The sequence below is a fragment of the Pseudomonas sp. PDM31 genome (genome assembly GCF_019218965.1).
In the GTDB taxonomy this organism is placed as follows: Bacteria; Pseudomonadota; Gammaproteobacteria; order Pseudomonadales; family Pseudomonadaceae; genus Aquipseudomonas.
The window spans coordinates 210,411-236,802 of the sequence record NZ_JAHUWS010000006.1; the positions used below are offsets into that span (position 1 = coordinate 210,411).

At 59.3% G+C, this 26,392-nt stretch carries 25 protein-coding genes; 10 read left to right on the forward strand and 15 right to left on the reverse strand.

Annotation, left to right across the window (positions count from 1 at the left end):
• Positions 1–324: 324 nt before the first annotated feature.
• Complete coding sequence (yejK, locus tag KW839_RS14115) at positions 325–1,329, forward strand: nucleoid-associated protein YejK (RefSeq protein ID WP_060539530.1); 1,005 nt, start codon at positions 325–327, stop codon at positions 1,327–1,329.
• The gene (locus KW839_RS14120) at positions 1,329–1,679 is read left to right on the forward strand and encodes a glutaredoxin family protein (protein WP_060539529.1); all 351 of its coding nucleotides are present in this window, start codon (positions 1,329–1,331) and stop codon (positions 1,677–1,679) included. The genes yejK and KW839_RS14120 overlap by 1 nt, the downstream gene beginning before the upstream one ends.
• Before the next feature lie 108 nt (positions 1,680–1,787).
• On the opposite strand, the gene KW839_RS14125 is transcribed toward KW839_RS14120, so the two are convergent.
• The 9 genes from KW839_RS14125 to KW839_RS14165 form a co-directional block, all read right to left on the reverse strand.
• Positions 1,788–2,723 (reverse strand): glutathione S-transferase family protein, encoded by a 936-nt coding sequence (locus tag KW839_RS14125; RefSeq protein ID WP_060539528.1) that lies wholly within the window; start codon positions 2,721–2,723, stop codon positions 1,788–1,790.
• 88 nt (positions 2,724–2,811) lie between these two features.
• Entirely contained in the window at positions 2,812–3,129 is a 318-nt protein-coding gene (locus KW839_RS14130; RefSeq protein WP_060539527.1) for a GIY-YIG nuclease family protein, read from the reverse strand.
• A gap of 39 nt (positions 3,130–3,168) precedes the next feature.
• Complete coding sequence (locus KW839_RS14135; protein ID WP_218424672.1) at positions 3,169–3,639, reverse strand: nuclear transport factor 2 family protein; 471 nt, start codon at positions 3,637–3,639, stop codon at positions 3,169–3,171.
• Between the two features lie 101 nt (positions 3,640–3,740).
• Positions 3,741–5,048, reverse strand: coding sequence for a CynX/NimT family MFS transporter (locus KW839_RS14140; RefSeq protein ID WP_060539525.1), 1,308 nt, complete (start codon positions 5,046–5,048; stop codon positions 3,741–3,743).
• Positions 5,038–5,697, reverse strand: a complete 660-nt coding sequence (locus KW839_RS14145; RefSeq protein ID WP_218424673.1) for a FadR/GntR family transcriptional regulator — start codon at positions 5,695–5,697, stop codon at positions 5,038–5,040. Before KW839_RS14145 ends, KW839_RS14140 begins: the two co-directional genes overlap by 11 nt.
• Positions 5,698–5,979: 282 nt before the next feature.
• A complete protein-coding gene (locus KW839_RS14150; RefSeq protein WP_003178331.1) occupies positions 5,980–6,744 on the reverse strand; it encodes an amino acid ABC transporter ATP-binding protein in 765 nt (254 codons plus the stop codon).
• Positions 6,745–6,756: 12 nt separating this feature from the next.
• Positions 6,757–7,854 carry an amino acid ABC transporter permease gene (locus KW839_RS14155; RefSeq protein WP_060539523.1) on the reverse strand — a complete coding sequence of 366 codons (1,098 nt, stop codon included), beginning with the start codon at positions 7,852–7,854 and terminating at the stop codon, positions 6,757–6,759.
• A 10-nt stretch (positions 7,855–7,864) separates the two neighbouring features.
• Entirely contained in the window at positions 7,865–9,046 is a 1,182-nt protein-coding gene (locus KW839_RS14160) for an amino acid ABC transporter permease (RefSeq protein ID WP_060539522.1), read from the reverse strand.
• 65 nt (positions 9,047–9,111) lie between these two features.
• Positions 9,112–10,143, reverse strand: coding sequence for an amino acid ABC transporter substrate-binding protein (locus tag KW839_RS14165; RefSeq protein WP_060539521.1), 1,032 nt, complete (start codon positions 10,141–10,143; stop codon positions 9,112–9,114).
• A 468-nt stretch (positions 10,144–10,611) separates the two neighbouring features.
• Between KW839_RS14165 and KW839_RS14170 the strand changes: the two genes are divergently transcribed.
• From KW839_RS14170 to KW839_RS14190, 5 genes are all read left to right on the forward strand, one after another.
• A complete protein-coding gene (locus KW839_RS14170; protein ID WP_060539520.1) occupies positions 10,612–11,268 on the forward strand; it encodes an alpha/beta hydrolase in 657 nt (218 codons plus the stop codon).
• A gap of 97 nt (positions 11,269–11,365) precedes the next feature.
• Complete coding sequence (gene rhlB / locus KW839_RS14175) at positions 11,366–12,853, forward strand: ATP-dependent RNA helicase RhlB (protein WP_060539519.1); 1,488 nt, start codon at positions 11,366–11,368, stop codon at positions 12,851–12,853.
• Between the two features lie 126 nt (positions 12,854–12,979).
• Positions 12,980–13,924, forward strand: a complete 945-nt coding sequence (locus tag KW839_RS14180; RefSeq protein WP_218424674.1) for an ornithine cyclodeaminase family protein — start codon at positions 12,980–12,982, stop codon at positions 13,922–13,924.
• Positions 13,925–14,148: 224 nt separating this feature from the next.
• The gene (locus KW839_RS14185) at positions 14,149–15,276 is read left to right on the forward strand and encodes an FAD-binding oxidoreductase (RefSeq protein ID WP_060539517.1); all 1,128 of its coding nucleotides are present in this window, start codon (positions 14,149–14,151) and stop codon (positions 15,274–15,276) included.
• A gap of 89 nt (positions 15,277–15,365) precedes the next feature.
• Positions 15,366–16,007, forward strand: a complete 642-nt coding sequence (locus tag KW839_RS14190; RefSeq protein ID WP_218424675.1) for a transcriptional regulator — start codon at positions 15,366–15,368, stop codon at positions 16,005–16,007.
• 135 nt (positions 16,008–16,142) lie between these two features.
• Here the strand turns inward: KW839_RS14190 and KW839_RS14195 are convergent, their stop codons facing one another.
• From KW839_RS14195 to KW839_RS14220, 6 genes are all read right to left on the reverse strand, one after another.
• Positions 16,143–16,919, reverse strand: a complete 777-nt coding sequence (locus KW839_RS14195; protein WP_218424676.1) for an ABC transporter substrate-binding protein — start codon at positions 16,917–16,919, stop codon at positions 16,143–16,145.
• A 355-nt stretch (positions 16,920–17,274) separates the two neighbouring features.
• Entirely contained in the window at positions 17,275–17,727 is a 453-nt protein-coding gene (moaE, locus tag KW839_RS14200; protein WP_218424677.1) for a molybdopterin synthase catalytic subunit MoaE, read from the reverse strand.
• Positions 17,728–17,730: 3 nt separating this feature from the next.
• Positions 17,731–17,973, reverse strand: a complete 243-nt coding sequence (gene moaD, locus KW839_RS14205) for a molybdopterin converting factor subunit 1 (protein WP_060539514.1) — start codon at positions 17,971–17,973, stop codon at positions 17,731–17,733.
• Positions 17,970–18,443: a cyclic pyranopterin monophosphate synthase MoaC gene (gene moaC, locus KW839_RS14210; protein ID WP_007972660.1), complete on the reverse strand. Its 474-nt coding sequence runs from the start codon at positions 18,441–18,443 to the stop codon at positions 17,970–17,972. Before moaC ends, moaD begins: the two co-directional genes overlap by 4 nt.
• Positions 18,444–18,684: 241 nt before the next feature.
• On the reverse strand, positions 18,685–20,079 hold the full coding sequence (locus tag KW839_RS14215) for a PhoH family protein (protein WP_060539513.1): 1,395 nt from the start codon (positions 20,077–20,079) through the stop codon (positions 18,685–18,687).
• A 336-nt stretch (positions 20,080–20,415) separates the two neighbouring features.
• Positions 20,416–21,540, reverse strand: a complete 1,125-nt coding sequence (locus KW839_RS14220) for a polysaccharide deacetylase family protein (protein ID WP_218424678.1) — start codon at positions 21,538–21,540, stop codon at positions 20,416–20,418.
• Between the two features lie 263 nt (positions 21,541–21,803).
• Between KW839_RS14220 and yaaA the strand changes: the two genes are divergently transcribed.
• The 3 genes from yaaA to alg8 all read left to right on the forward strand — a co-directional run bounded on the left by yaaA (position 21,804) and on the right by alg8 (position 26,385).
• Positions 21,804–22,583, forward strand: a complete 780-nt coding sequence (gene yaaA, locus KW839_RS14225; protein WP_218424679.1) for a peroxide stress protein YaaA — start codon at positions 21,804–21,806, stop codon at positions 22,581–22,583.
• A gap of 820 nt (positions 22,584–23,403) precedes the next feature.
• Positions 23,404–24,720, forward strand: a complete 1,317-nt coding sequence (locus KW839_RS14230; protein WP_060539510.1) for a nucleotide sugar dehydrogenase — start codon at positions 23,404–23,406, stop codon at positions 24,718–24,720.
• Between the two features lie 183 nt (positions 24,721–24,903).
• Positions 24,904–26,385, forward strand: a complete 1,482-nt coding sequence (alg8, locus tag KW839_RS14235) for a mannuronan synthase (protein ID WP_060539509.1) — start codon at positions 24,904–24,906, stop codon at positions 26,383–26,385.
• The last annotated feature ends 7 nt before the right edge of the window (positions 26,386–26,392 follow it).

Consider the following 26,392-nt stretch of genomic DNA (forward strand, 5'->3'; position numbering starts at 1 on the left):
GATCCGGCACCCTCGGGTAAATAACCTCGGGATCCGGGTTATAGATTCCGAAATCAGGGTTTGGTTCGACCTGACAATTGCTGACTGCACGCTTAACGCAGTGACTTCGCGCAAGACCGGGCAAAGCTAGCACAGAGAGGTGGAAATATCCGCCTCTAGCGAACCATTTGGTCAGCTTTCTTGTGCTAAAACAGGAAAAAACAGCATAAGGACCACCGGTCGCCCCGGATTTGCCCTTCATCCCGCGCCAAAACCAATGGTTGCGGTACACTGAGCGCTTTTTCGGGGAGCATGCCCTCCTCTCTTCATTCAGCCGAGAAGCCCATGCCGATCCGCCATTGCATCGTCCACCTGATCGACAAAAAACCCGACGGCACACCAGCAGTTCTACACGCTCGCGACTCTGAACTCGCCGAGTCGAGCGCCATCGAGAATATGCTTGCCGACCTCAACGAGAGCTACAACGCCAAACAAGGCAAGGCCTGGGGATTGTTCCATGCCGAGTCCGGGGCGCACCCGTTCAGCGGCTGGCTGAAGGAGTACCTGGAGGGCGGCAAGGATTTCACCGCATTCAGCCGGGTGGCGGTGGAACACCTGCAGAAACTGATGGAAGAGTCCAACCTCTCGGTGGGCGGTCACGTGCTGTTCGCTCACTATCAACAAGGCATGACCGATTACCTGGCCATCGCCCTGCTGCATCACAGCGAAGGCGTGGCCGTGACCGACCAACTGGACGTGACCCCGTCCCGGCACCTGGACCTGGGTCAGTTGCACCTGGCGGCGCGGATCAACATCTCCGAGTGGCAGAACAACAAACAGTCGAAGCAGTACATCTCCTTCATCAAAGGCAAGAACGGCAAAAAGGTATCGGAGTATTTCCGCGACTTCATCGGCTGCCAGGAAGGCGTCGACGGCCCGGGCGAAACCCGCACCTTGCTCAAAGCCTTCAGCGACTTCGTTGAAAGCGAAGACCTGCCTGAAGACGATGCCCGTGAAAAAACCAAGACCCTGGTGGACTACGCCAGCAGCCAGGCCAAGCTCGGCGAGCCCATGGGCCTGGAGGAGCTGTCGGAGCTGATCGACGAAGAGCGCCCGAAAGCTTTCTACGATCACATCCGCAACAAAGACTACGGCCTGTCGCCGGAGATCCCGGCCGACAAACGCACCCTGAACCAGTTCCGCCGCTTCACCGGGCGCGCCGAAGGCCTGTCGATCAGCTTCGAAGCGCACCTGCTGGGCTCGAAGATCGAGTACGACGAAGAGGCCGGCACCCTGGTCATCAAGGGCCTGCCGACTTCGCTCACCGACCAGCTCAAGCGACGCAACTGATGCTCGGCGGTGTACTGAAGAAAGTCCTGCTGATCCTGCTGGTGGTCGTGGTTTATCAGAACTGGGGCAAGATCGAGCGGGTGTTCAATCCGGCGCAGGTGGTGTCGGAGCAGACCCAGGCCAGGGCCAACGTGGTGCTCTACGCCACTGAGTGGTGTGGTTACTGCAAATTGACCAGGCGCTTTCTCGATCAGAAAGGCATTCCCTACAAGGAAGTCGATATCGAGAAGGATGCCGTGGCTCGCAAGAACTACGAGGCCTTGGGCGGCGGCGGGATTCCGATCATCGACGTGAACGGGACCTTGATTCGCGGCTACGACCCGGATGCGATCCTCGCCGCTTTGAAATGATCCTGTAGGAGCGAGCACTCTCGCGAAAAACCGGAGAACCCCGTTGGGTATCTGGATTCACGCGTTATCGTTCACGACCATCGCGAGCATGCTCGCTCCTACAGTTGATCAGCAAGCCTCGATACGGAAACCGAACCGCGGGAAGTGCACATGCACGACGCCGCCACGTTCGTCTTCCCGACGCAGGATCAATTCCTCGCTGCCAGCAAACAACAACTCACCGGCCACCGGATCGACACCATAATCGATCGCGGCAATCACCACCTGCTGGCCTGCGGTGAAACCATTCGGATCTTCGAACGACTCGTCCGGCAAAGCTGCCGGCGTAGCGTTGCGGGCAACGTCCAGGGCTTCTTTCGAGGTCATCTCGCTCGACGCCCCATGACCAAAGCCCAGCACACGCACCAACCAGGCCGCAACCGCCGGATAGTTATCCACAAGCGGCGAGGTCACAGGCGTCGCCTTGAGGAACCACAACGAGTGAGCCAGGGCGAAGTCGGCAATCGACGGCTCACCGAACAGATAATCACCCTCTTCGCGCTGCAGCTGCTGCTCAAGGCGCGTCATGATCGTCGGCCACTGATGCCTGGCCTGCTCGGCGGACAATCGGGTCGCGCTGCCGCCACTGAACAAACCGGCACGGTCAGCGATGAATCCCTTGATCGCTTCCGGCGGCAAACTGGCGAAGCGCACCGCGATCGATTCCGGCTGGAACACCAGGCTGACCGCATGCTGGAACACCACCGAATCGGCCCAGGTGGCGAAACTGGCGGCGATCATTTCCTGACCTTCGGGGAAGAATGCCGGCAGGGCTTTTTCCTGCTCCAGGCGACGGGCGATCAACGCGGTGTCGCAATAAATATCCGCGCCGATCTGCAGCACCGGGGTTTTACGATAGCCGCCGGTGAGAGCCGTGAGATCGGGCTTGGGCATTACCGGCGAGATCTTCACCGAGCGCCAGGACAAGCCTTTGAAGCCCAGCAGCAGGCGGGCCTTTTCGGCGAAGGGGGACGTCGGGTAATGATGAAGAATCAACTCGGACATGCTCGGCTCCGCCGCACTGATAAGGAAGCAGCAGCTTAGCGCGCAATCGGATAGCAGCCTACAGATCTGCCTGATGGCAACTGATCAATCAGATTGATAAGGCGCTGGCAGCGCTGGCCACCAGGCACTCCTTGGCGCTTTTCCTGAGTTTCTTGATCAAGCGTTCCTGACGCAGGGCTTCGCTTTTATCGCGACAGGCTTCGGTGTAGACCAGCGCCATGGCCGGGCTGGAAAGAAAGAACCGCGCGCCCTTGCCACTTTGATGCTTGGCGAAGCGGCGCACGGGATCATCGCTGATCCCGCAGTAGAGCGAGCCATTGGCGGCGCGCACAAGATAGACAAACCAGGGTTTGCTGACCGGTGTCGGTTCGGCGGCAATGACAGGGGATTGGCTCGGGCTGCTCACGTGACGATCAAGGCTTGAAAAGGACAAGCCGCGATCTTATCAGCGACTGGCCTGGAATGCCTTCAGCCCCTTCAATGCCTGGGCACGAACAGCGTTTCTCACCAGGGGCGTCCAGCCCAGCAAAAGACCTTTGAAACCCAGTGCCTGACGCGACCAGGCCCACAGGTCAAAGCTGTCGTGATGCTCGCAGATCTTGCCGTCGCGGAAAACGAAACGCGCCTGGATATCGTTGACCACGGTATTGCCAGTCTGGCTGAACAGATAGGTCGCCACCCAATGGGCGCTACCCGCGCGTTCGTCGGCGCGGACGTTATCGAAGGTGAGGGAGAAATCCCTGGCGCGCGTGGTGAGCATGCGCCACATGTCACCGGCATCCCGCCCGCGCAGTTCGCCGAACGCCGGATCACTGAACACCACGTCATCGGTATAGCAGGCACTCATGGCCTCGGCGTCCAGGCGCTGGAAGGCCTCGTAGAACCGGGTGATCAGTGCGTTATGGGCGTCAGTCATGGGCAGGGTCCAAGCGTTAATAAGGATTGCCTGCACCATAGTCAACAAATGCACTGTGCACTATCGGCATTCGTGAACCGAATACCGACAGTGTGCGGGAATCAGATCTTTTCGCTTTCCACCTGAACGTACAACGATCGCCCCGCACCGAGACCGGCGAGGATCGCGCCGAGGCCGATCACGCCGAAGATCCAGCCCACGGCCGTCCAGCCACCGGTCCAGTCATGCACGATACCGACCGCGAACGGCCCCATGGACGCCAGGGTATAGCCGAAGCCCTGGGCCATGCTCGACAGGTTTGCCGCCACGTGGGAATCGCGCGAGCGCAGCACGATCAGGGTCAACGCCAGGCTGAACGTGGCGCCCTGCCCCAGCCCGAGCACAATGGCCCAGCCCCACAATCCTTCGATCGGTGCATACAGGCAACCGAACAGGCCGCCGAGGGTCAACGCCATGACGATCACAATGGCCAGGCGCTGGTCCTTGCCGCGCGTGGCCAGCCACGGTGCGGCCAGTGAGCTGACCAGTTGCACGATCACCGAGCCCGACAACACCAGCCCGGCCTGGGTCGGCGTCAGGCCGCGCCCGATCAGGATCGAAGGCAACCAGCCAAATACGATGTAGGCCAGGGACGATTGCAGGCCCATGTAAAACGTCACCTGCCAGGCCAGCGGGTCACGCAACAGACCACGCACCCGGTAGGCGACGTGATGCGCGCCGTGCTTCTGGCCAACTTGCGGCAGCCAGAAAATCGCCGCCGCCAACGCCGGAATCACCCAGAAGCCCAGGCCCATGGCCCAGCTCTTGTCGAAATGCTCGCTCAGCGGCACCGTTGCGCCGGCAGCCATCGCGGCGCCCAGGCACAGGGCCATGGTGTAGACGCCGGTCATGGTCCCGGCCTGCTTGGGGAAGTCACGCTTGACGATGCCTGGCAGCAGCACGCCGATCACACCAATGCTCGCCCCCGCCAACACGCTGCCGGCAAACAGGCCGATTTCACCGAACGAACTGCGCAGGATGATTCCACCGGCCAACGTCAGGAGAATCCCCAACACCACCCGCTCGGCACCAAAACGCCTTGCCAGCACCGGTGCCAATGGCGCGAACAGACCCAGGCAGAGTACCGGCAAGGTCGTCAGCAAACCGGCCTGGGATGCCGACAGGCCGAGGGACCTGGAAACTTCGCTGAGCATCGGCGCCATGCTCGACAGCGCCGGGCGCAGGTTCAGCGCCACCAGAATCAGCCCGAGCAGCAACAGCCACGGCCGGCGCAGCAGCGGCTGAGCCGGCTGGACCTGTTCGTCATCGACCTCGGCGTCGATCAGCAGCTCTTCGAGCTCTGCGGTGCGCTTGGGTTGAGCGGTGTTGCCTGAATTGCTCGGCATGGTGTTCTCGTTTTCAAGGTTCATTGATCAACCGCCTCGACAGGGCTTTGGCCCGCTCCGGATCGCGTTGTTCGACGGCGTCGAGCAACTCGATATGCAGGTCGAACACTTCCTGGCGTCGGGGCGTGACGTTCAAGGTCTGGCGCAACTGCGCGCCGACGACACTGGAAAAGTAGCGATACAACTCGCTGAGGGTCGGATTGTGCGCGGCGTCCACCAGACGGCGGTGGAACACCAGATCGCAAGCGATGTAGGTGTCGAGGTCGCCGTGATAGTGACTGCCACTGACACCCAGTGCCTCGCGCAAGGCCAGCAGATCTTCATCGGTGCGTCGCAACGCCGCCAGGCCAATGGCTTCGACCTCAAGAATGTGCCGGGTTTCCCGAGCCTGCTCGTGGGAACAGCGGGACAAGGCTTTCAGCGTATCCAGCGGATCAACCACCGCTCGCAGGTAACTGCCGTCGCCCTGACGTATCTCGATCAACCCGGAAAACGCCAACACCCGCATGGCTTCACGCACGGTGTTGCGGCTGATGCCCAGTTCTGCGGACAACTCGGGTTCGGTGGGTAAGCGCTGCCCCACCACCCACACGCCTTGGTTGATGCGTTGACGCAACTGATCCAGCGCTTGATCAACCAAGGATCGTTTAACTAATGGAGAAATGACTGACATTGGATTCACCCTTTCATCCAATCATAGGATGAATTTCCTGACATGTTAGTCAACATTGCATTGGAGGGCAACCGCACACGTTTCGTGTCGACAGTGAGCCTGTCGACCACAAATCCTGTGGGAGCGGGCTTGCTCGCGAAAGCAGTTTGACATCCAACGATGATTTCGACTGATCCGGCGCTTTCGCGAGCAAGCCCGCTCCCACAGTTGATTTTCAGTGTTTTTTGGCACAAAAAAATAAACCCGGAACAAGTCCGGGTTCATTTCCACGCTTGAATCAGATCAATGCAGGATCTGGCTCAGGAACAGCTTGGTGCGGTCGTTCTGCGGGTTGTCGAAGAAGTCGTTCGGTGCGGCCTGTTCGACGATTTCGCCCTTGTCCATGAAGATCACGCGGTTGGCCACGGTGCGGGCGAAGCCCATTTCGTGGGTTACACAGAGCATGGTCATACCGTCTTCGGCCAGGCCGATCATGGTGTCCAGTACCTCTTTCACCATCTCCGGGTCGAGTGCCGAAGTCGGTTCGTCGAACAGCATGATTTTCGGCTTCATGCACAGCGCACGGGCAATCGCCACACGCTGTTGCTGACCACCGGACAGTTGCCCCGGGTACTTGTGCGCCTGCTCCGGAATGCGTACGCGTTCCAGGTAGTGCATGGCGATTTCCTCGGCCTTGCGCTTGGGCATCTTGCGTACCCACATCGGCGCCAGGGTGCAGTTCTGCAAGATGGTCAGGTGCGGGAACAGGTTGAAGTGCTGGAACACCATGCCGACTTCACGGCGGATCGCTTCGATCTGCTTGAGGTCGTTGGTCAGCTCCACGCCATCGACCACGATGCGGCCCTGCTGATGCTCTTCCAGACGGTTGAGGCAGCGGATGGTGGTGGATTTGCCGGAGCCCGACGGACCGCACAGGACGATACGCTCACCCTGCTTGACGTTGAGGTTGATGTCTTTCAACACATGGAACTGGCCGTACCACTTGTTCACGCCCTGCATCTGAATAATGCCTTCAGGGCTCACAGGCTGTTTGATTGCTTCGCTCATTACAGAGAACTCCTAACGCTTGTGGCCAGTGTCGAGCTTGCGTTCCAGATGCATGGAATAGCGCGACATACCAAAACAGAAAATCCAGAACACCAGGGCCGCGAACACATAGCCTTCGGTGGCCATACCCAGCCATTTCGGATCGGCGGCGGCTTGCTTGACGCTGTTGAGCAGGTCGAACAGGCCGATGATGATCACAAGGCTCGTGTCCTTGAACAGCGCAATGAAGGTGTTGACGATGCCAGGAATTACCAGCTTCAGGGCTTGCGGCAGAATCACCAGGCCCATGCTGCGCCAGTAACCCAGCCCCATCGCCGCAGCCGCTTCGTACTGACCTTTAGGGATCGCTTGCAGACCGCCGCGCACCACTTCGGCCACATAGGCCGACTGGAACAGGATCACACCGATCAGCGCTCGCAGCAGCTTGTCGAAGTTCATGCCTTCGGGCAGGAACAACGGCAGCATTACCGAAGACATGAACAGCACCGTGATCAATGGCACGCCGCGCCAGAATTCGATGAAGGTCACGCAGACCACACGAATCGCCGGCATGTTCGAACGACGGCCCAGTGCCAGGACAATCCCCAGCGGCAACGCACCGGCAATGCCGACGGTGGCAATCACCAAGGTCAGCATCAGGCCGCCCCATTGGCTGGTCGCCACCTGGGTCATGCCGAACACGCCGCCGTGCAGCAGGCACCAGGCAATGATCGGGTACAGCACCAGGAAGCTCAGGCCATACACGGCCTTATGGCGAAAGCGCGAGATGAACAGCGGTGCCACGCCGATGACCGCCAGCCACACGGTCAGGTCCACACGCCAGCGCAGTTCCGGCGGGTAGTAGCCGTACATGAACTGGCCGAAGCGCTGCTGGATGAACACCCAGCAGGCGCCATCCTTGGTGCAGTCGGCCTGGCTGGTGCCAACCCAGTTGGCGTCGAGGATCGCCCATTGCAGGATCGGCGGTACAACCAGGTAGATCAGGTAGAACGCAAACAGGGTCAACAGGGTGTTGAGCCAGCTGGAGAACATGTTCGCGCGCATCCACGCCACGACACCGATGCTGCGGTTCGGTGGCGGCATGTCAGGTTTGAAAGTATGAGTCGTCATGCGCTTTTCCTTACCGCTCGATCAGCGCAATGCGCTTGTTGTACCAGTTCATCAGCAGGGAAATGCTGATACTGATCGCCAGGTACACGCTCATGGTGATCGCAATCACCTCGATCGCCTGCCCGGTCTGGTTCAGCACCGTACCGGCAAACAACGAGACCATTTCCGGATAACCGATACCGGCCGCCAGCGAGGAGTTCTTCGCCAGGTTCAGGTACTGGCTGGTCAGCGGTGGAATGATCACGCGCAGGGCTTGCGGGATGATCACCTTGCGCAGGGTCGGACCGTTGCGCAGGCCGAGCGAGTGGGCCGCTTCGGTCTGGCCATGGCTGACCGACTTGATGCCCGAACGCACGATCTCGGCGATGAACGCTGCGGTGTACACCGTCAGGGCCAGGGTCAAGGCCAGCAGTTCCGGGATCAGTACCCAGCCACCCACGAAGTTGAAGCCCTTGAGCTCCGGCATTTCCCAGTGCACTGGAGCGCCGAAAATCAACGCACACAGCGCCGGGATCACCAGGAACAGGGCCAGGCCGACCCAGAACTTGTGGAACGGCACGCCCGTCGCTTCAAAGCGTTTGTTCGCCCAGCGGCTCATAAGCACGATGGCGACGATGGCCACGACAACGCTGACCACGAACGGCCAGAAACCATCCGCCGCCAACGCTGCAGGCATGTTCAGGCCGCGGCTGCTGACAAAGAAGGTATCGCCGAAATTGTGGCTGTTGCGCGGCCCCGGCATGGTCAGGAACACTGCGAAGTACCAGAACAGGATCTGCAGCAGTGGCGGAATGTTACGGAAAACCTCCACGTACACGGTCGCCAGTTTGGCGATGATCCAGTTCTTCGACAGGCGTGCCACACCGACGATGAAACCGAGGATGGTTGCCAGGATCACGCCGATGAAGGTCACCAGCAGGGTGTTGAGCAGGCCGATGACAAACACCCGGGCATAGCTGTCCGCTTCGGTGTAGTCGATCAGGTGCTGGGCGATGCCGAAACCGGCACTGCGCTCAAGAAAGTCGAAACCGGAAGTAATGCCCCGGTGCTGAAGGTTGGTTTGCGTGTTATCGAACAGAAACCAGCCTAATGAGACCACCGCCACAATGGTGATGATCTGAAATACCCACGCACGCACTCGTGGATCGCTGAGGCTGAGCCTCTGCTTTGGTGCGCCGATTGAATTTTGCATGAAGTGCCCCGCAAATAATGGAACAGAACATCACCCGGTGGTTGGCCCACCGGGTGATAGAACCATCAGCGCACTGGTGGTGCGTATTGAATGCCGCCAGCGTTCCACAAGGCGTTCAGCCCGCGGTCGATTTCCAGAGGGGTGCTCTTGCCGAGGTTCTTCTCGAACACTTCGCCATAGTTGCCGACTTGCTTGACGATCTGCACGACCCAGTCTTTTTTCACTTTCAGGTCTTTGCCGTACTCACCGTCGGTACCCAGCAGACGGGCAACGTCAGGGTTCTTGGTGCCTTTGGCTTCAGCTTCGACGTTCTTCGAAGTGATGCCGGCTTCTTCAGCGTTGAGCATGGCGTAGCCAGTCCAGCGCACGATGGCCAGCCACTCGTCGTCGCCATTACGCACGACCGGGCCCAGAGGCTCCTTGGAAATGGTTTCCGGCAGAACCACGTAGTCCTTCGGCGCAGCCAGCTTGCTGCGCTGGGCGAACAGTTGGGACTTGTCGGAGGTCAGCACGTCGCAACGACCGGATTCCAGCGACTTGGCGCTTTCGTCGGAGGTGTCGAAGGTGATCGGGGTGTATTTCAGACCGTTACCGCGGAAGTAGTCGGACACGTTCAGTTCGGTGGTGGTACCGGCCTGGATGCAGATGGTCGCGCCATCCAGTTCCTTGGCACTCTTCACGCCCAGTTTGTTGTTAACCAGGAAGCCGATGCCGTCGTAGTAAGTAATGAAGCCAGGAAACTTCAGGCCCATGCCCGCGTCACGGGAACTGGTCATGGTGGTGTTGCGCGAGAGGATGTCGATTTCGCCAGATTGCAGCGCGGTGAAGCGCTCCTTGGCGTTCAACTGACTGAATTTGACCTTGGTCGCGTCACCGAAAACGGCAGCCGCTACAGCACGGCAGTAGTCAGCATCGATACCAACGATCTTGCCGGTAGCATCCGGAACCGAAAAGCCTGGCAGACCATCACTGACGCCACACTGTACGAAACCTTTTTTCTGCACTGCATCCAGGGTTGCGCCCGCCTGAGCGAACCCGCTGACACCGAGTACTGCAGCAGCAGTCACGATAGCCAGGGTGGATTTCAACATCTTCATTCAAACCTCCAGTTTTGCTCTTGTTGTGTCGGAGCGTGAGTCCAGTCGCACCCTTTTGAGGCGTAGTTGACCCGGGGTTGGCTTGTTTTGGGGTCAACCGACGTAAGACGCCAGCTATGAGTCTAGTAGGAGAAAATCCACATCATGGAGTACTCACTTCTCACCAATCGGCCGAACGGGCTGTAGCCCTTTCACGTTCGCGAAGCCCGTATCGGCCTTTGGCGAACATCCATCACCGGATTCTTAGCTATCCCGCGGCCAGCAGTAGACTGATAGTGTTACCGCCGGGCTCGAGATGGGTTGCACCGCTTCCCTATAGCAAAGCCCGTACCACACCGCTTTCCGAAGCCAATCAAGGACAGGTCAATAGCAAAACTTGTACCCTTGCGACATCTTCTTAACGGATCAACCAGACGCGCACTCAGACCACGCACTGAATGAGAGCGAACGCACTAAATTGGAGCAGACATGACCGAGCCCCTGATTCTTCAACCCGTCAAGCCGGCAGACGCCTGCGTAATCTGGCTGCACGGCCTGGGCGCCGATCGCTATGACTTCCTTCCCGTGGCTGAAGCCCTGCAGGAAACCTTGCTGACAACCCGCTTTGTCCTGCCGCAGGCGCCGCACCGCCCCGTCACCATCAACGGCGGCTACGAAATGCCAAGCTGGTACGACATATTGGCCATGAGCCCCGCGCGCGCGATTGACCGCGAGCAACTGGAAGCGTCCTCGAACCGGGTCATCGAGTTGATCGAAGAGCAGAAAACCAGCGGAATAGACGCTTCGCGCATCTTCCTCGCCGGTTTTTCACAAGGTGGCGCCGTAGTGTTCCACACCGCGTTTATGAAATGGCAGGGACCACTGGGTGGCGTACTTGCCCTCTCTACTTATGCACCGACCTTCAGTGACGAACTTGAATTGTCGGCCAGCCAGCAGCGCATTCCTGCGCTTGTTTTGCATGGCCAATACGACGACGTGGTACAGAATTCGATGGGCCGCAGTGCCTACGAGCATCTCAAGCAACGTGGTGTCACCGTGACATGGCAGGAATACCCAATGGGGCACGAAGTGTTACCCGAGGAAATCCGCGACATAGGCACCTGGCTTGCCGAGCGCCTGCGCTGAACATTCATGTTTAAAAACGCCCTTTGATCATCCCACTACGCCGCGCCCGATTCTTGCATTACACTGGCCGGCGTACATTCCTTAATCAATTGATGAGATGACCGTGCTCAAAGCACTCAAGAAAATGTTCGGTAAAAGCGAGACTGAGCAACTCGCGCCAGTCCCCAGCGCTCCGTCTCACACCCCCAGCCACCGTACCGACGGTCATCAGTCTGGTCGGTCCGCCCCTGTAGCGGCACCGAAACACGAGCCGACGACCGCGCCGGCCGCACAGCCTGCCGTGCCAGCCGCGGCCGAGCAGCCGCGCAGCGAAGCGCCGAAACCGGCCAAACCGCGCCGCGAACCGAAGCCAAAGGCCCCGGTCATTCCCTGGAAACTCGAAGACTTCGTCGTCGAACCCCAGGAAGGCAAAACCCGCTTCCACGATTTCAAACTCGCCCCTGAACTGATGCACGCCATCCAGGACCTGGGCTTCCCGTATTGCACGCCGATCCAGGCGCAGGTGCTGGGCTTCACCCTCGCCGGCAAAGACGCCATCGGCCGCGCCCAGACCGGCACCGGTAAAACCGCGGCGTTCCTGATATCGATCATCACCCAGCTGTTGCAGACCCCGCCGCCCAAAGAGCGCTACATGGGCGAGCCTCGGGCATTGATCATCGCCCCGACCCGCGAGCTGGTGGTGCAAATCGCCAAAGACGCCGCCGACCTGACCAAGTACACCGGCCTCAACGTCATGACTTTTGTTGGCGGCATGGACTTCGACAAGCAACTCAAACACCTCGAAGCCCGCCACTGCGACATCCTCGTCGCCACGCCGGGCCGTCTGCTCGACTTCAACCAGCGCGGCGACGTGCACCTGGACATGGTCGAAGTGATGGTGCTGGACGAAGCCGACCGCATGCTCGACATGGGCTTCATCCCGCAGGTACGCCAGATCATTCGCCAGACCCCGCCGAAGAACGAGCGCCAGACGCTGCTGTTCTCCGCGACCTTCACCGACGACGTGATGAACCTGGCCAAGCAGTGGACCACTGATCCTTCCATCGTCGAAATCGAAGTCACCAACGTGGCCAACGAGAACGTCGAGCAGCATATTTATGCAGTGGCCGGGGCCGACAAATACAAACTGCTCTACAACCTGGTCAACGACAACGGTTGGGAGCGGGTGATGGTGTTCGCCAACCGCAAGGATGAAGTGCGACGCATCGAAGAGCGCCTGGTGCGTGACGGCGTCAATGCCGCGCAGCTGTCCGGCGACGTGCCGCAACACAAGCGCATCAAGACCCTGGAAGGTTTCCGCGAGGGCAAGATCCGCGTGTTGGTCGCCACCGATGTGGCCGGTCGCGGCATTCACATCGACGGCATCAGCCATGTGATCAACTTCACCCTGCCGGAAGTCCCGGACGACTACGTGCATCGTATCGGCCGTACTGGTCGTGCCGGTGCCGATGGTGTGTCCATCAGCTTTGCCGGTGAAGACGACTCCTACCAGCTACCGTCCATCGAAGAGAAGTTGGGGCGCAAGATCAGCTGTGAAACACCACCGACGCATCTACTGCGGCCGGTTGAGCGCAAGCGCCCGTAACGGCCGACTTGCAGAAAAAGGCGCAGCCGGAAACGGACTGCGCTTTTTTTTCGTCCGGATATTGTGCGCCATATCTAAAAGTCCATAATAGACAAATTAGTTTACACCCCACTTCCGGAGCCGCCCATGTCCAGCACGCCCCATGTGATCACCCAGCTTCAGGCCCGCGAACTGTTGGCGCAGGTCGATGTACCGCAGATTCTGCGCAAGCTGTTCCGCGAGCTGGCGGCCGGGCAAGCGGTGCAGCCGGCGCAGCAACTGGTGGAGTTTCCACAGGGTGCCGGGGACTTCATCAACTACCTGGGCGTCTTGGCCGAGGATGGCGTGTACGGGATCAAGACTTCGCCGTACATCGTGGGCGAACAAGGACCACTGGTGACGGCGTGGACCCTGTTGATGTCGATGCAGACCGGCCAGCCGCTGCTGCTGTGTGACGCCGGTGAACTGACCACTGCACGTACCGCTGCGACCACTGCGGTGGCGGTCGATGCCCTGGCGCCACTTAACGCCAGGCGCCTGGCGATCATCGGCAGCGGCAAAGTGGCTCAGGCGCATCTGCACTATGTAAAGAACCTGCGCGACTGGCACAGCATCAGCCTGTACTCGCCGAGCCTGAACGAAGCCCCTGAGACGGTGAGTCTGCTCAAATCTATCGAGCCACGCCTGACCATCACGCAAAGTCGTGAGGCCGCCATCACAGACGCGGATGTGGTCATGCTCTGCACCTCGTCCGCCGGCCCGGTGATCGATCCGTCTACCCTGAGCAAACCGGCGCTGATCACTTCTATCAGCACCAACGCCCCGCGCGCCCATGAAGTTCCGCCGCAGAGCCTCAACGACATGCAGGTGTTCTGTGACTACCGCGTGACCACACCGGGCTCGGCGGGTGAAATGCTGATTGCCGGCGAGCAACATGGCTGGGACAAGGGCACGATCGTTGGCGACCTGCCCGACCTGCTGAGTGCAACAGTGCAGCGTCCCGACTACAACCGCCACGTGTTCTTCCGCTCCATCGGCCTGGGCCTGGAAGACATTGCACTGGCCAATGCGCTTTACCAATTGATGCACTGAAAAACCTCGCTCCCGTGAAGCGGGCTTTTTGTGGCGAGGGGCTTGCCCCCGTTGGGCGGTGAAGCCGCCCCACAACCAGTTGCTGCTGTTATTCAGAAAGACCGCATGCAGTGGGATTCGCGGCTGCTGCGCAGCCGAACGGGGGCAAGCCCCCTCGCCACAAAATCGTCCCCCACCAAGGAAAGCACTACTAATTCGGCATTTGCGTTCTACAGGAGACGTTCATGAGCCAGGCAGATTTCATCATCATCGGCGGCGGGATTGCCGGCGCTTCCACCGGTTTCTGGCTGTCGCAGCACGGGCGCGTGGTCGTGCTCGAACGCGAATCCCATCCGGCCTACCATTCCACCGGACGCTCGGCTGCGTTGTACACCGCAGCCTATGGCACCCCTCAGGTTCGTGCATTGACCCAGGCCAGCCGGGACTTTTTCGATAATCCGCCGAACGGTTTCTGCGAACATCCGCTGCTGACCCCGCGCGGTGAAATGACCGTGGACTTCACCGGTGACCCGGCCGAACTGAACAATCAGTACCTGAGCGCGAAAGCCACGGTTCCGCAGATGCAATTGCTCAGCGCCGACGAAGCCTGCACGCGCCTGCCGATCCTGCGCCGAGAGAAAGTCCACGGCGCCATCTACGACCCGACCGCCAGCGACATCGACACCGACGCCCTGCACCAGGGTTACCTGCGCGGTATTCGCCGCAACCAGGGCGAAGTGCATACCGACAGTGAAGTCGTCAGCCTGAGCCGCGACGACCAAGGTACATGGCACGTCCAGACCGGCAACCAGACCTTCAGCGCGCCAATCATCATCAACGCCGCCGGTGCCTGGGCCGACAAGATCGCTGAACTGGCAGGCGCCCAACCCCTGGGCCTGCAACCCAAGCGCCGCGCCGCGTTCATCTTCGCCGGCCCCGAAGGCCTGGACATTCACCACTGGCCGATGCTGGTCAGCCTCGACGAATCCTTCTACATGAAGCCCGACGCCGGGATGTTCCTCGGCTCGCCGGCCAACGCCGACCCGGTGGAACCTCACGACGTGCAGCCCGAAGAGCTGGACATCGCCATGGGCATCTACCAGATCGAAGAAGCCACGACCCTGACCATCCGCCGCCCGACCCGCACTTGGGCTGGCCTGCGCAGCTTCGTCAGTGACGGCGACTTGTTGTGCGGTTTCGATCTGAAGGTACCGGGGCTGTTCTGGGTCGCGGCACAGGGTGGTTATGGCATCCAGACCTCGCCGGCCATGGGCCAGGCCAGCGCGGCATTGGTCCGTGGCGAAGCGCTGCCCGAACCGCTCAGCCGTTTCGGCCTGAACGCCGAGATGCTCTCCCCCGCTCGCCTGGGCTGACCTTGCGCCCCGGATGACGTGTCGACCTGATTACGGCACACTTTCAGCGCCCCTTTCACGGGGCGTTGATGCTGCCTGGAGTTCCACTGATGAACGCCCCTGAAAAAGACTCGATCCTGAACCACAGTGCCATGGACAACTTCCGGGCGATCGCCGACGCCATCGCCACGCTGTTCTTTCCCCATGCCGAAGTGGTATTGCACGACCTGCGCACGCAAAAGGTCGACTACATCGCCAATAACCTGTCGAAACGGGAAATCGGTGATGACTCGGCGCTGGAAGACATGCTCAGCGACGATGTCAGCGAACGTAACATCGGGCCGTACGAGAAGCTCAACTGGGATGGTCAGAAAATTCGCAGCCTCAGTACTGTGCTGCGTGACGGCGCGGGGCATCCGCTGGCCGTGCTGTGCATCAACCTGAACATCTCACTGTTCGAGAATGCCAAAGCCGCGCTGGATCTGTTCCTGTCACCGACCAAGCTGATTCCGCAACCGGACTCACTGTTTCGCGACGACTGGCAGGAGCGGATCAACACCTTCCTTCATGCGTGGCTGCGCGAACGCCAGTTGAGCCTGAACCTGCTGACCCGCGACCACAAACGCGAACTGGTGCTGGCGTTGCATGCCGAAGGCGCGTTCAAGGGTAAAAGTTCGTCGAACTATGTGGCCAATGTGCTGAACATGGGGCGGGCGACGGTGTACAAGCATTTGAAGGAATTGAAGGGCTAGAGCCCCGGGATTTGTATTGTTTTATCTGGCCTCTTCGCGAGCAAGCCCGCTCCCACACTGGTTCTGCGTCGAACACAAAGTCTGTGCCTGGTAGAGATCCATTGTGGGAGCGGGCTTGCTCGCGAAAGCGAACTGTCAGTCGCCGTAGATATCCGACTTGAAGTATTTGTCCGAAATCTTCTGGTACTCGCCACTGGCGCGAATGCCATCAATAGCTGTATTCAGTTCGCTGACCAGCTCGGTATTACCCTTGCGCACCGCAATGCCCGCCCCCTCACCCACATACTTCGGATCCTTCAGCTCCGGCCCGACAAAGGCATAGCCCTTGCCGCGCGGCATCGACAGGAAGTCATTGAGCGGAATGGTGTCGGCAAAAATCGCGTCGAGGCGGCCGGCGGCCAGGTCCATGTAGATTTCTTCGTTGTTGCTGTAGCGCTTGACGTTGATGCCTTTGGGCTCGAACACCTCGGTGGCGTAACGGTCGGTCGTGGTGGCGCGCTGCACGCCGACAGTCTTGCCCTTGAGGCTGGCGTACTGGTCATCCACCACCGCGCCGTCCTTCATCACCAGGCGCGACGAGGTGAAGTAGTACTTGTGGCTGAAGTCCACCGACTTCTTGCGGTCTTCGTTGATGGTCATGGACGACAGCGCCATGTCGATTTTCTTCACTTTCAGGGAAGGAATCAGACCGTCGAACTCACCTTCGACCCACACACATTTGGCCTTCATCTGCGCGCACAGGGCGTTGCCGATGTCATAGTCGAAACCGACGATTTCGCCTTTGTCGGTTTTCGAGGCGAACGGCGGATACGCCGCTTCGATACCGATGCGCAAGGTCTTCTCGGCGGCGAACACAGAGCTGCACGCCAACAGGCTCAGAGCCAGACCGGTGATGAGGGGGAACTTCTTCATGTTCGTTTTCTCGCGATTGTTGTTGGTTTGGCAAGACAGAAGAAAGAGATGAAACGGGAGGAAGCCTTTTTTGTACTTAGAATTCCATACTGGACTTTTATGTATAAATCGTCAATCGGGCAAATGCAGCCCGCGCCGGCCAATGGTCGGGGGGTGAATCAAGAGGTTCTTGGGTGAGGCGGATGGCCTCTTCGCGGGCAAGCCCGCTCCCACAGGGATTTATGGCGTTGCCGGGATTTGTGCCAGTCTATGTTGCCCCCCACAGATATCGGGGCGGTCACAAAATGTCCGCACGACACAACACCTGTGGGAGCGCGGCTTGCCCGCGATAGCGTCCTCGAGATCACCGCTGGAGTTACTGCTTCCAGCGATCCGCCGCCGCATGATCACTGTCACGCCCCTCGACCCAACGCGGCCCGTCACTGGTGTTTTCTTTCTTCCAGAACGGCGCACGGGTTTTCAGGTAGTCCATGACAAAGGCACAGGCGTCGAATGCTGCCTGGCGGTGGGCGCTGGCAACGCCCACAAAGACGATCGGCTCGCCCGGTTCCAGGGCACCAATACGATGCAGCACTTCAAGCCTGAGCAACGGCCAGCGCTGCTGCGCCTCGGTGGCGATCTTGCCGAGGGCTTTTTCGGTCATGCCCGGGTAATGCTCGAGGAACATCCCGGCCACATCGAGCCCGTCATTGAAGTCGCGCACATAGCCGACAAAACTCACCACTGCACCCACACCCACGTTGGCGTCGTGCATGGCGTTGACTTCAGCACCCGGGTCGAACGCTGTCGATTGCACGCGGATCGCCATGCCTCAGCCCCCGGTCACGGTCGGAAAAAACGCCACTTCATCACCATCGCTCACCGGTTCATCGAGCTGGCACAGGTCCTCGTTGCGCGCGCACATCAGGTTCTGTTCGCTCAACACATCAGCGCCTTCACGCTGAGCCAGCAAGGCACGCACATCTTCGACCGTAGTGAAATGGCCTTCGACCTTTACCGAGTCGACGCCCAGCGCTTCACGATAACGGGCAAAAAACTTCACAGTCAGATTCATGGCTGCTCCGCCTGGAAATGCCCGCTCTTGCCGCCGACCTTCTCCAGCAGACGCACGCTTTCGATGGTCATGCCACGGTCTACGGCCTTACACATGTCGTAGATCGTCAGCGCTGCGACGCTTGCAGCGGTCAGAGCCTCCATCTCGACGCCGGTCTGCCCGGACAACTTGCAGCGCGCGACGATGCGCACGCTGTCGTCACCTTCGGCACTGAGCTCGACTTTCACACCCGTCAGCATCAACGGATGGCACAGCGGAATCAGATCACTGGTTTTCTTCGCTGCCTGAATCCCGGCAATGCGCGCCACGGCAAACACATCACCCTTGGGGTGGCCGCCGCTGACGATCATCTGCAGGGTTTCGGGGAGCATGCGCACCAGCGCCTGAGCGGTCGCTTCGCGGAACGTCACGGCTTTTTCGGTGACGTCGACCATGTTGGCGCGACCTTGGGAATCGAGATGAGTCAGCACGGGGTTACTCCTGATCAGGAGTATCGATTGTAAACCCGCGGGTCAATTTTCCGCACCTTAGATTGCATGAACACCACAGAACCAATGTGGGAGCGGGCTTGCTCGCGAAGGCGGAGTGTCATTCAACACTTATAGTGACTGATACACCGCTTTCGCGAGCAAGCCCGCTCCCACATTTGATTTGGGTTGGGCATGAAAAACCGGGCGGCTTTTGAAGGCCGCCCGGTTTTGTGTGAAGCAATTACAAATGCGTTTCGGCGTATTCGGCCAGGATCGAGCGTGGCACCCCTTGCAGGGTGATGTGCACCCCGTTCGGGAAGTCCTTGAAGCGTTCTGTGAGGTAGGTCAGCCCGGAGCTGGTCGCAGACAGGTATGGGGTGTCGATCTGTGCAAGGTTGCCCAGGCACACCACTTTGGAACCGGCGCCGGCACGGGTGATGATGGTTTTCATCTGGTGCGGGGTGAGGTTCTGGCATTCGTCGATCAGGATCAGGCTCTGCTGGAAGCTGCGGCCCCGGATGTAGTTGAGGGATTTGAACTGCAACGGCACTTTGCTGAGGATATAGTCGACGCTGCCATGGGTGCTTTCGTCATCCATGTGCAAGGCTTCGAGGTTGTCGGTGATGGCGCCCAGCCATGGCTCCATTTTTTCCGCTTCGGTGCCGGGCAGGAAGCCGATTTCCTGGTCCAGGCCCTGCACACTGCGGGTGGCGATGATGCGCCGGTAGCGCTTGCTGACCATGGTCTGCTCGATAGCGGCGGCCAGGGCCAGGATGGTTTTACCCGAGCCGGCGGCACCGGACAGGTTGACCAGATGGATGTCGGGGTCGAGCAAGGCGTACAGCGCCAGACTCTGGTAGATGTCACGCGGTTTCAGGCCCCAGGCTTCCTGGTGCAACAGGGGCTCCTGATGCAGGTCGAGAATCAGTAATTTGTCTTCTGCGATTTCCTTGATCCAGCCGACAAAACCCTGTTCGTCGATGATGAACTCGTTGATGTGCACTGCCGGCAGGTTGTCGATCAATTGTACCTGGTGCCAGGTGCGGCCATGATCCTGGCGGGTTTCGACCTTGCTCACGCGGTCCCAGAAAGAGCCGGTCATGTTGTGGTAGCCGTTGGGCAACAGCGACACGTCGTCGACCAGTTGGTCGGTGCTGTAGTCCTCAGCCTCAATCCCGCAGGCCCGGGCCTTGAGACGCATGTTGATGTCTTTGGTGACCAGCACCACCGGTTTCTTCGGATCGCGCGCGTGCAGGTCGATCAACTGGTTGATGATTTTGTTGTCGTTCAGGTGCTCGGGCAGAATCAGGTTCGGCTCGGCATGCTTGCTCATCAGAATTGACAGCAAACCCTTCGGCCCGCTCTTGCCGCGCTGGATCGGCACGCCCTGCTCGACGTCCTCGGGTGAGGCATCGCCCAGGGTCTTGTCGATCAATCGGATGGCCTGGCGGCATTCGGCGGCAACGCTGTGGTGCCCGCTCTTGAGCTTGTCCAGCTCTTCAAGCACTGTCATCGGGATGGCGACGTGGTGTTCTTCGAAGTTGAGCAGCGCGTTTGGATCGTGGATCAATACGTTGGTATCGAGCACATAAAGGATTGGCTGGTTGGAAGAAGAGCTACGTCCGTGATCATCCATACTCGGTCACCTTTGTGGGAGCCATTCGACGCAATACCCTGACGGTGCTGCGCCTCGAAGTGACTGCCGAATACACCTGCGGGGACTCAAGTGTTCTGCGTACAAGCGGGGTCTTGGAAGACGCCACCTGTGTTGCAGGTTTCGGCGGTCTGCCTTCGTAATACTCCAAAACCCATGACAGAAAAAAGTACTTTGACGCTTTTTTGAAGTTTATTTTTCAGAATGACCAATAACACTTGGCGGACCGCCACCACCCGTTTACAGTCGGAAGTCAACCTGCAACGAATCCCCTCCAAAATTCACCCCAAGCCCAATGTTTCCGGGCTTTTGGCGTTTTCAGCGAAAACCGTCCTGACAGTCTTCCCAGCCGATCCCCATGGGTGCCGTTTGCGTGAGCAGCCAGGGTAGCGCCGCTTTCACCGCATCCTGCTTCACATTGAAATTGATCACGCCGTGGCGCCACAGCAGCATCAGGGTCAGCACCCGTTGCGCACTCTGGTTGCCCTTGAGCTTGCCGGCTCCGTCCTGGGCGTCGATGTCCCATAGCGCCACTTGCACACCCTGGGACTTGAAGAAAGGTTCGGCATCGGAGCGGCGTTGTCCATCGGGCGGGCGAAACAACGGCACGAAGTTCTCCGGCAATTTGCTTTTCACCAGTTCGACACTGCGTCGCACCGAATCCTGCCAGTCCTGCCAGTGGCTGTGGGAGCGATACTCCCAGCCCTGTACGCCAACGCACTGGGTCGAGTAAACCGATTGCAGGCTGCTTACAGAGTACTCGGTCAGTCGACTCTGGATATCCTTGCCGAGGACAAAGAAGGTGCCGCTCAGGTTCGACTTGCGCAGGTAGTCGGTGGCCCATTCGGTGTTGTCCGGTCTGACGTTGGCGGCACTGTCGAAGGTCAGCAGAAACAGCCGGTCATGCATCTGTTCGCCGTTACGCTCATAGTCGCCAAAATGATCGACTTCGCTGCTGGTTTGCGGAAACAGCGCAGCCTTGCGCAACTGTTCGTCCAGGTACTGGCTATGGAACAGCCGACTCGGTTCGGCCCATTTCATGTAATAGCTGTCATTGCCGACCTGAAACTTGCCGGCCTGCTCGCGCAAGGTGGCAATGTCCTCGACCAGAAAACAGAAGGACGCGTCCTGGTCGCAACTCTGCTGGGCGAAGTTGTAGTTGCTCAGCAGGCGTTGCCACATGCGCTGACGCACGCGATTGACCGACTCCATGTTGACCGTGCGCAGGCCCAGGCGCAGGGCCAGGGCGGGCTCGTCAAGGGATTCACTGGCCAGCAGACCACGGGCGAACATGAGGATTTCGGCGCGTGAAGCGACGTCGAACAGCGTCGGGTTGCTGATTTGTTCAGGCCAGCTGTTGCGATCAAGGGTCGCCACATCACCCGGTGACGCCATGGCCCCGAAGCTCAGGAGCCAGGCTGAGAATAGAAAAGCGATACGCAATGGGATGTCTCCATAACAAAACCCGCGCGGCACTATAGCTGATCCGCTACCAACTCCCGCAGCAACACCGAACCACTGTGGAAGCGGGCTTGCTCGCGAAAGCGGTGTATCAGTCGACGTTTTTGTTGAAGGTCATAGCGCTTTCGCGAGCAAGCCCGCTCCCACGGGTTTGTGGTGAACCGGTCATCACCTATAGACTTGATAGCTGGAGTCGTCACCGACAACCCCCTAGAATCGCCGCCACGATTAAAGGAGACGACTTCATGCTGATGGTGATTTCCCCCGCCAAGACCCTCGACTACGAAACACCGCCGGCGACCCAGCGCTTCACGCAGCCGCAATACCTCGACCATTCCCAAGAGCTGATCGAACAATTGCGCGAGCTGACCCCGGCGCAGATCAGCGAGCTGATGCACGTCTCCGACAAGATCGGCGGGCTCAATGCCGCGCGCTTCGGCAGCTGGACCCCAGCCTTCACCCCGGAAAACGCCAAACAGGCACTGCTGGCCTTCAAGGGCGATGTGTACACCGGCATGAATGCGCAAACCCTCAGCGAAGCCGATTTCGACTACGCCCAAAAACACCTGCGCATGCTCTCGGGCCTCTACGGCCTGCTGCGTCCGCTGGACCTGATGCAACCCTATCGCCTGGAAATGGGCACCAAGCTGGCCAATGCCCGGGGCAAGGATCTGTATGCCTTCTGGGGCACGCGGATCAGTGAATGGTTGAACGAAGCCTTGACCGACCAGGGTGATGACGTGCTGCTCAACCTGGCTTCCAACGAGTACTTCTCAGCGGTCAAACGCAGCGCCCTGAACGCACGCATCATCAATACCGAGTTCAAGGACCTGAAAAACGGCCAGTACAAAATCATCAGCTTCTACGCGAAAAAAGCCCGCGGCCTGATGAGTCGCTTCGTCATTGAAGAGCGCATCAACGACCCGGCCGCACTGACGCAGTTCGATGTGCAAGGCTATCGCTACAGCGCCGAACAGTCCAAACCGGACAATCTGGTGTTTTTGCGCGACCACGCACCGCAGTGATGCAAAGCATCGGCGCATGGGAATGAACCCTCATGCGCCACCCATTGATCGTCCGACAATCCCCCGCCTGATCGCCATTCTATTGGCGTCAAAAAATCATCACCGATTTTCCTTAAATTAGTTTCACTCGACTTCAATCATTTTTTTCCGTAGTGGCACTGACATTTTTTAACAGTAGTGGCAAAAAACTATCCGCCGCAATTCTCCGCCTATATATAAAGGGCCAAACGCCCAGTGCTATCAATTTGAGAGCAGTGCCATCTTCATCAATATTTCAAGAAATTTCAGATTCACCGATGGATGGGCTGGAACTTCGTCCTGATGCGCAGTTCATACCACCGGTAACGATTATCGCCGAGGCTGTACGAGATAACTTACGAAGAGAAGTGATTGAGCCAGCAAAGTTGCGGCGCAAACTAACGCTGACTAATCCCTGATTTGGTCAACACAGGAAAGACTGGAGATATGCATTAATGCCTATCCCCTAAAAGGCCAAGGCCGCGCCCCTATAACGTGCTCGCCTGAGCACCCAACCGCTTGATTCACGGGCTTTAGGCCTGACATCGAGCGTGCAGTACCTTTGCGCCTGGAACTTCTTCCAAGAAGTCTGGCTGCATAACAGGGCAAATCATAATAACAAGGCCTGGTTACGCACATCTTGAGTGCATCGATTTAGACACTCGGAACTTTGTATGCCTGCACACGGCATTGCGACGCCTGCAAGTCGCACTTGCGAGTGCACTATTACCGCTGAACACCATTAACTCCGGCCATTTAATGGCCTGATAAAGACAGGCTTGATAATAGAGAGGTAAATGCGATGCGCATCAGCATATTTGGTTTGGGTTACGTTGGCGCGGTATGTGCCGGCTGCCTGTCTGCACGGGGCCATGACGTCGTTGGCGTCGATGTTGCCAAAGACAAGATCGACATGATCAATGCCGGTAAATCGCCGATTGTTGAACCCGGCCTGGGCGAACTTCTGGCGCAAGGTATCCAGAACGGTCGTCTGCGCGGCACCACCAACTTCGCCGAGGCGATTCGCGACACCGACCTGTCGATGATCTGCGTCGGTACGCCGAGCAAGAAGAACGGCGACCTGGAACTGAACTACATCGAGGCCGTGTGCCGCGAAATCGGTTTTGTCCTGCGTGACAAGACCACCCGCCACACCATCGTGGTTCGCAGCACCGTGCTGCCGGGCACTGTGGCCAACGTGGTGATCCCGATTCTCGAAGACTGCTCCGGGAAGAAGGCCGGTGTTGATTTCGGTGTTGCCGTGAACCCTGAGTTCCTGCGCGAAAGCACTGCCATCGCCGACTACGACCAGCCGCCAATGACCGTCATCGGCGAGTTCGACAAGGCGTCGGGCGACGTCCTGCAATCGCTGTACGAAGAACTCGACGCGCCGATCATCCGCAAGGACATCGCCGTTGCCGAGATGATCAAGTACACCTGCAACGTCTGGCACGCCACCAAGGTGACCTTCGCCAACGAGATCGGCAACATCGCCAAGGCGGTCGGCGTCGACGGTCGCGAAGTGATGGACGTGGTCTGCCAGGACAAGACCCTCAACCTGTCCCAGTACTACATGCGCCCGGGTTTCGCGTTCGGCGGCTCGTGCCTGCCAAAAGACGTGCGCGCCCTGACCTACCGCGCCGGTTCCCTGGATGTCGAAGCGCCGCTGCTCAACTCGCTGATGCGCAGTAATGAGTCCCAGGTGCAGAACGCCTTCGACATCGTTGAAAGCCACGACAAACGCAAAGTTGCCTTGCTGGGCCTGAGCTTCAAGGCCGGCACAGACGACCTGCGCGAAAGCCCGCTGGTTGACCTGGCGGAACTGCTGATCGGCAAGGGCTACGACCTGAGCATCTACGACAGCAACGTCGAATACGCCCGTGTCCACGGCGCGAACAAGGATTACATCGAGTCGAAGATTCCCCATGTCTCGTCCTTGCTCAACGCCGACTTTGACGCCGTGATCAACAACTCCGACGTGATCATCCTAGGTAACCGTGACGAGAAATTCCGCGCCCTGGTGAAGGACGTACCGCACGGCAAGCAGGTGATCGACCTGGTCGGCTTCATGTCCAAGGCCACCAGCGTCAGCGGTCGCACCGAAGGCATTTGCTGGTAACCGGCGGGTTGTAAGCGCTTCGCGCTGATCGCCGGCAAGCCGTAGCGGGCGCCGGCTCCTACAGGATCACCGCAAACCTGCAGGAGCTGGCTTGCCAGCGATGGCTTACCTGAGATCGCCATCGCCGGCAAGCCGGTCCCTGCTGGGGGCGCGAGACTTGCAACTGACTTTAGGATTCCGATTATGCACAGGCTAAAACACGGCCTACTCCAGGCCGCCGGTTGGCTGTTTTATTTGAGTTTACTGATGGGCATCGCCATGGCGTTGCCTGTGTCCACGTTCGACTCCGAGTCGAAGGACTTTATTTTCCTGATTGGTATCGTCGGCATCTGGCGCTACTCGATGGGTGCCACGCACTTCCTGCGCGGCATGCTGTTCCTCTACGTGGTCTACCCGCACCTGCGACGCAAAGTACGCAAGCTGGGCAAAGCGGCTGACCCATCCCATGTGTTTTTGATGGTCACCAGTTTCCGCATCGACGCCCTGACCACCGCACAGGTCTACTGCTCGGTGATCCGCGAAGCCATCGACTGCGGCCTGCCGACCACCGTGGTTTGCTCGATCGTGGAAATGTCCGATGAACTGCTGGTCAAGAGCCTGTGGAAGCGGATGAACCCGCCACCGCACGTAAAGCTCGACTTCGTGCGCATCCCCGGCACCGGCAAGCGCGACGGCCTGGCCTTCGGTTTCCGCGCCATCTCCCGTCACCTGCCGGATGACCGCGCCGTGGTCGCCGTGATCGATGGCGACACCGTGCTCGGCGAAGGCGTGGTGCGCAAGACCGTGCCGTGGTTCCAGCTGTTCGGCAACGTCGGCGGCCTGACCACCAACGAATTCTGCGAAGTGCGTGGCGGCTACATCATGAGCGAATGGCACAAGCTGCGTTTTGCCCAGCGTCACATCAACATGTGCTCGATGGCCCTGTCCAAGCGCGTGCTGACCATGACCGGACGCATGTCGGTGTTCCGTGCCACCGTGGTGACCAACCCGGAATTCATCGCCGACGTGGAAAGCGACTCGCTGCAACACTGGCGCCTGGGTCGTTTCAAGTTCCTGACCGGCGACGACAAGTCGAGCTGGTTCAGCCTCATGCGCCTGGGCTACGACACCTTCTACGTGCCTGACGCTGCGATCAACACCGTCGAACATCCGCCGGAAAAGAGCTTCATCAAGGCCAGCCGCAAGCTGATGTTCCGCTGGTACGGCAACAACCTGCGGCAGAACTCCCGGGCCCTCGGCCTTGGGGTCAAACGCCTCGGTGCGTTCACCTCGGTGGTGCTGTTCGATCAGCGCGTGTCGATGTGGACCTCCCTGCTGGGCCTGACCGTGGCACTGATCGCCAGCTTCAAGTACGGCACCGCGTTCATCCTCGTGTACCTGCTGTGGATCGGCATCACTCGCCTGATCCTGACCCTGTTGCTGTCCTGCTCCGGTCACCGGATCGGCCCGGCCTACCCGGCGATTCTCTATTACAACCAGATCGTCGGCGCGCTGGTGAAGATCTACGTGTTCTTCCGCCTCGACCAACAGTCCTGGACCCGCCAGCCCACTGCCCTGACCCGTGATCTCGCCAGCTTTCAACGTTGGTTCAACACCTGGTCGTCTCGGACCATGACCTTCTCCGCCGGCAGCATTTTTGTCGCCGTGCTGCTGATGATGGTCTGACCGCACC

Bases quoted from the DNA above. Each gene is read 5' to 3' on its own strand.
- yejK (WP_060539530.1), top strand. From the start codon at position 325: ATGCCGATCCGCCATTGCATCGTCCACCTGATCGACAAAAAACCCGAC.
- KW839_RS14120 (WP_060539529.1), top strand. From the start codon at position 1,329: ATGCTCGGCGGTGTACTGAAGAAAGTCCTGCTGATCCTGCTGGTGGTC.
- KW839_RS14125 (WP_060539528.1), bottom strand. From the start codon at position 2,723: ATGTCCGAGTTGATTCTTCATCATTACCCGACGTCCCCCTTCGCCGAA.
- KW839_RS14135 (WP_218424672.1), bottom strand. From the start codon at position 3,639: ATGACTGACGCCCATAACGCACTGATCACCCGGTTCTACGAGGCCTTC.
- KW839_RS14140 (WP_060539525.1), bottom strand. From the start codon at position 5,048: ATGAACCTTGAAAACGAGAACACCATGCCGAGCAATTCAGGCAACACC.
- KW839_RS14145 (WP_218424673.1), bottom strand. From the start codon at position 5,697: ATGTCAGTCATTTCTCCATTAGTTAAACGATCCTTGGTTGATCAAGCG.
- KW839_RS14150 (WP_003178331.1), bottom strand. From the start codon at position 6,744: ATGAGCGAAGCAATCAAACAGCCTGTGAGCCCTGAAGGCATTATTCAG.
- KW839_RS14155 (WP_060539523.1), bottom strand. From the start codon at position 7,854: ATGACGACTCATACTTTCAAACCTGACATGCCGCCACCGAACCGCAGC.
- KW839_RS14160 (WP_060539522.1), bottom strand. From the start codon at position 9,046: ATGCAAAATTCAATCGGCGCACCAAAGCAGAGGCTCAGCCTCAGCGAT.
- KW839_RS14165 (WP_060539521.1), bottom strand. From the start codon at position 10,143: ATGAAGATGTTGAAATCCACCCTGGCTATCGTGACTGCTGCTGCAGTA.
- KW839_RS14170 (WP_060539520.1), top strand. From the start codon at position 10,612: ATGACCGAGCCCCTGATTCTTCAACCCGTCAAGCCGGCAGACGCCTGC.
- rhlB (WP_060539519.1), top strand. From the start codon at position 11,366: ATGACCGTGCTCAAAGCACTCAAGAAAATGTTCGGTAAAAGCGAGACT.
- KW839_RS14180 (WP_218424674.1), top strand. From the start codon at position 12,980: ATGTCCAGCACGCCCCATGTGATCACCCAGCTTCAGGCCCGCGAACTG.
- KW839_RS14185 (WP_060539517.1), top strand. From the start codon at position 14,149: ATGAGCCAGGCAGATTTCATCATCATCGGCGGCGGGATTGCCGGCGCT.
- KW839_RS14190 (WP_218424675.1), top strand. From the start codon at position 15,366: ATGAACGCCCCTGAAAAAGACTCGATCCTGAACCACAGTGCCATGGAC.
- KW839_RS14195 (WP_218424676.1), bottom strand. From the start codon at position 16,919: ATGAAGAAGTTCCCCCTCATCACCGGTCTGGCTCTGAGCCTGTTGGCG.
- moaE (WP_218424677.1), bottom strand. From the start codon at position 17,727: ATGGCGATCCGCGTGCAATCGACAGCGTTCGACCCGGGTGCTGAAGTC.
- moaD (WP_060539514.1), bottom strand. From the start codon at position 17,973: ATGAATCTGACTGTGAAGTTTTTTGCCCGTTATCGTGAAGCGCTGGGC.
- KW839_RS14215 (WP_060539513.1), bottom strand. From the start codon at position 20,079: ATGGATGATCACGGACGTAGCTCTTCTTCCAACCAGCCAATCCTTTAT.
- yaaA (WP_218424679.1), top strand. From the start codon at position 21,804: ATGCTGATGGTGATTTCCCCCGCCAAGACCCTCGACTACGAAACACCG.
- KW839_RS14230 (WP_060539510.1), top strand. From the start codon at position 23,404: ATGCGCATCAGCATATTTGGTTTGGGTTACGTTGGCGCGGTATGTGCC.
- alg8 (WP_060539509.1), top strand. From the start codon at position 24,904: ATGCACAGGCTAAAACACGGCCTACTCCAGGCCGCCGGTTGGCTGTTT.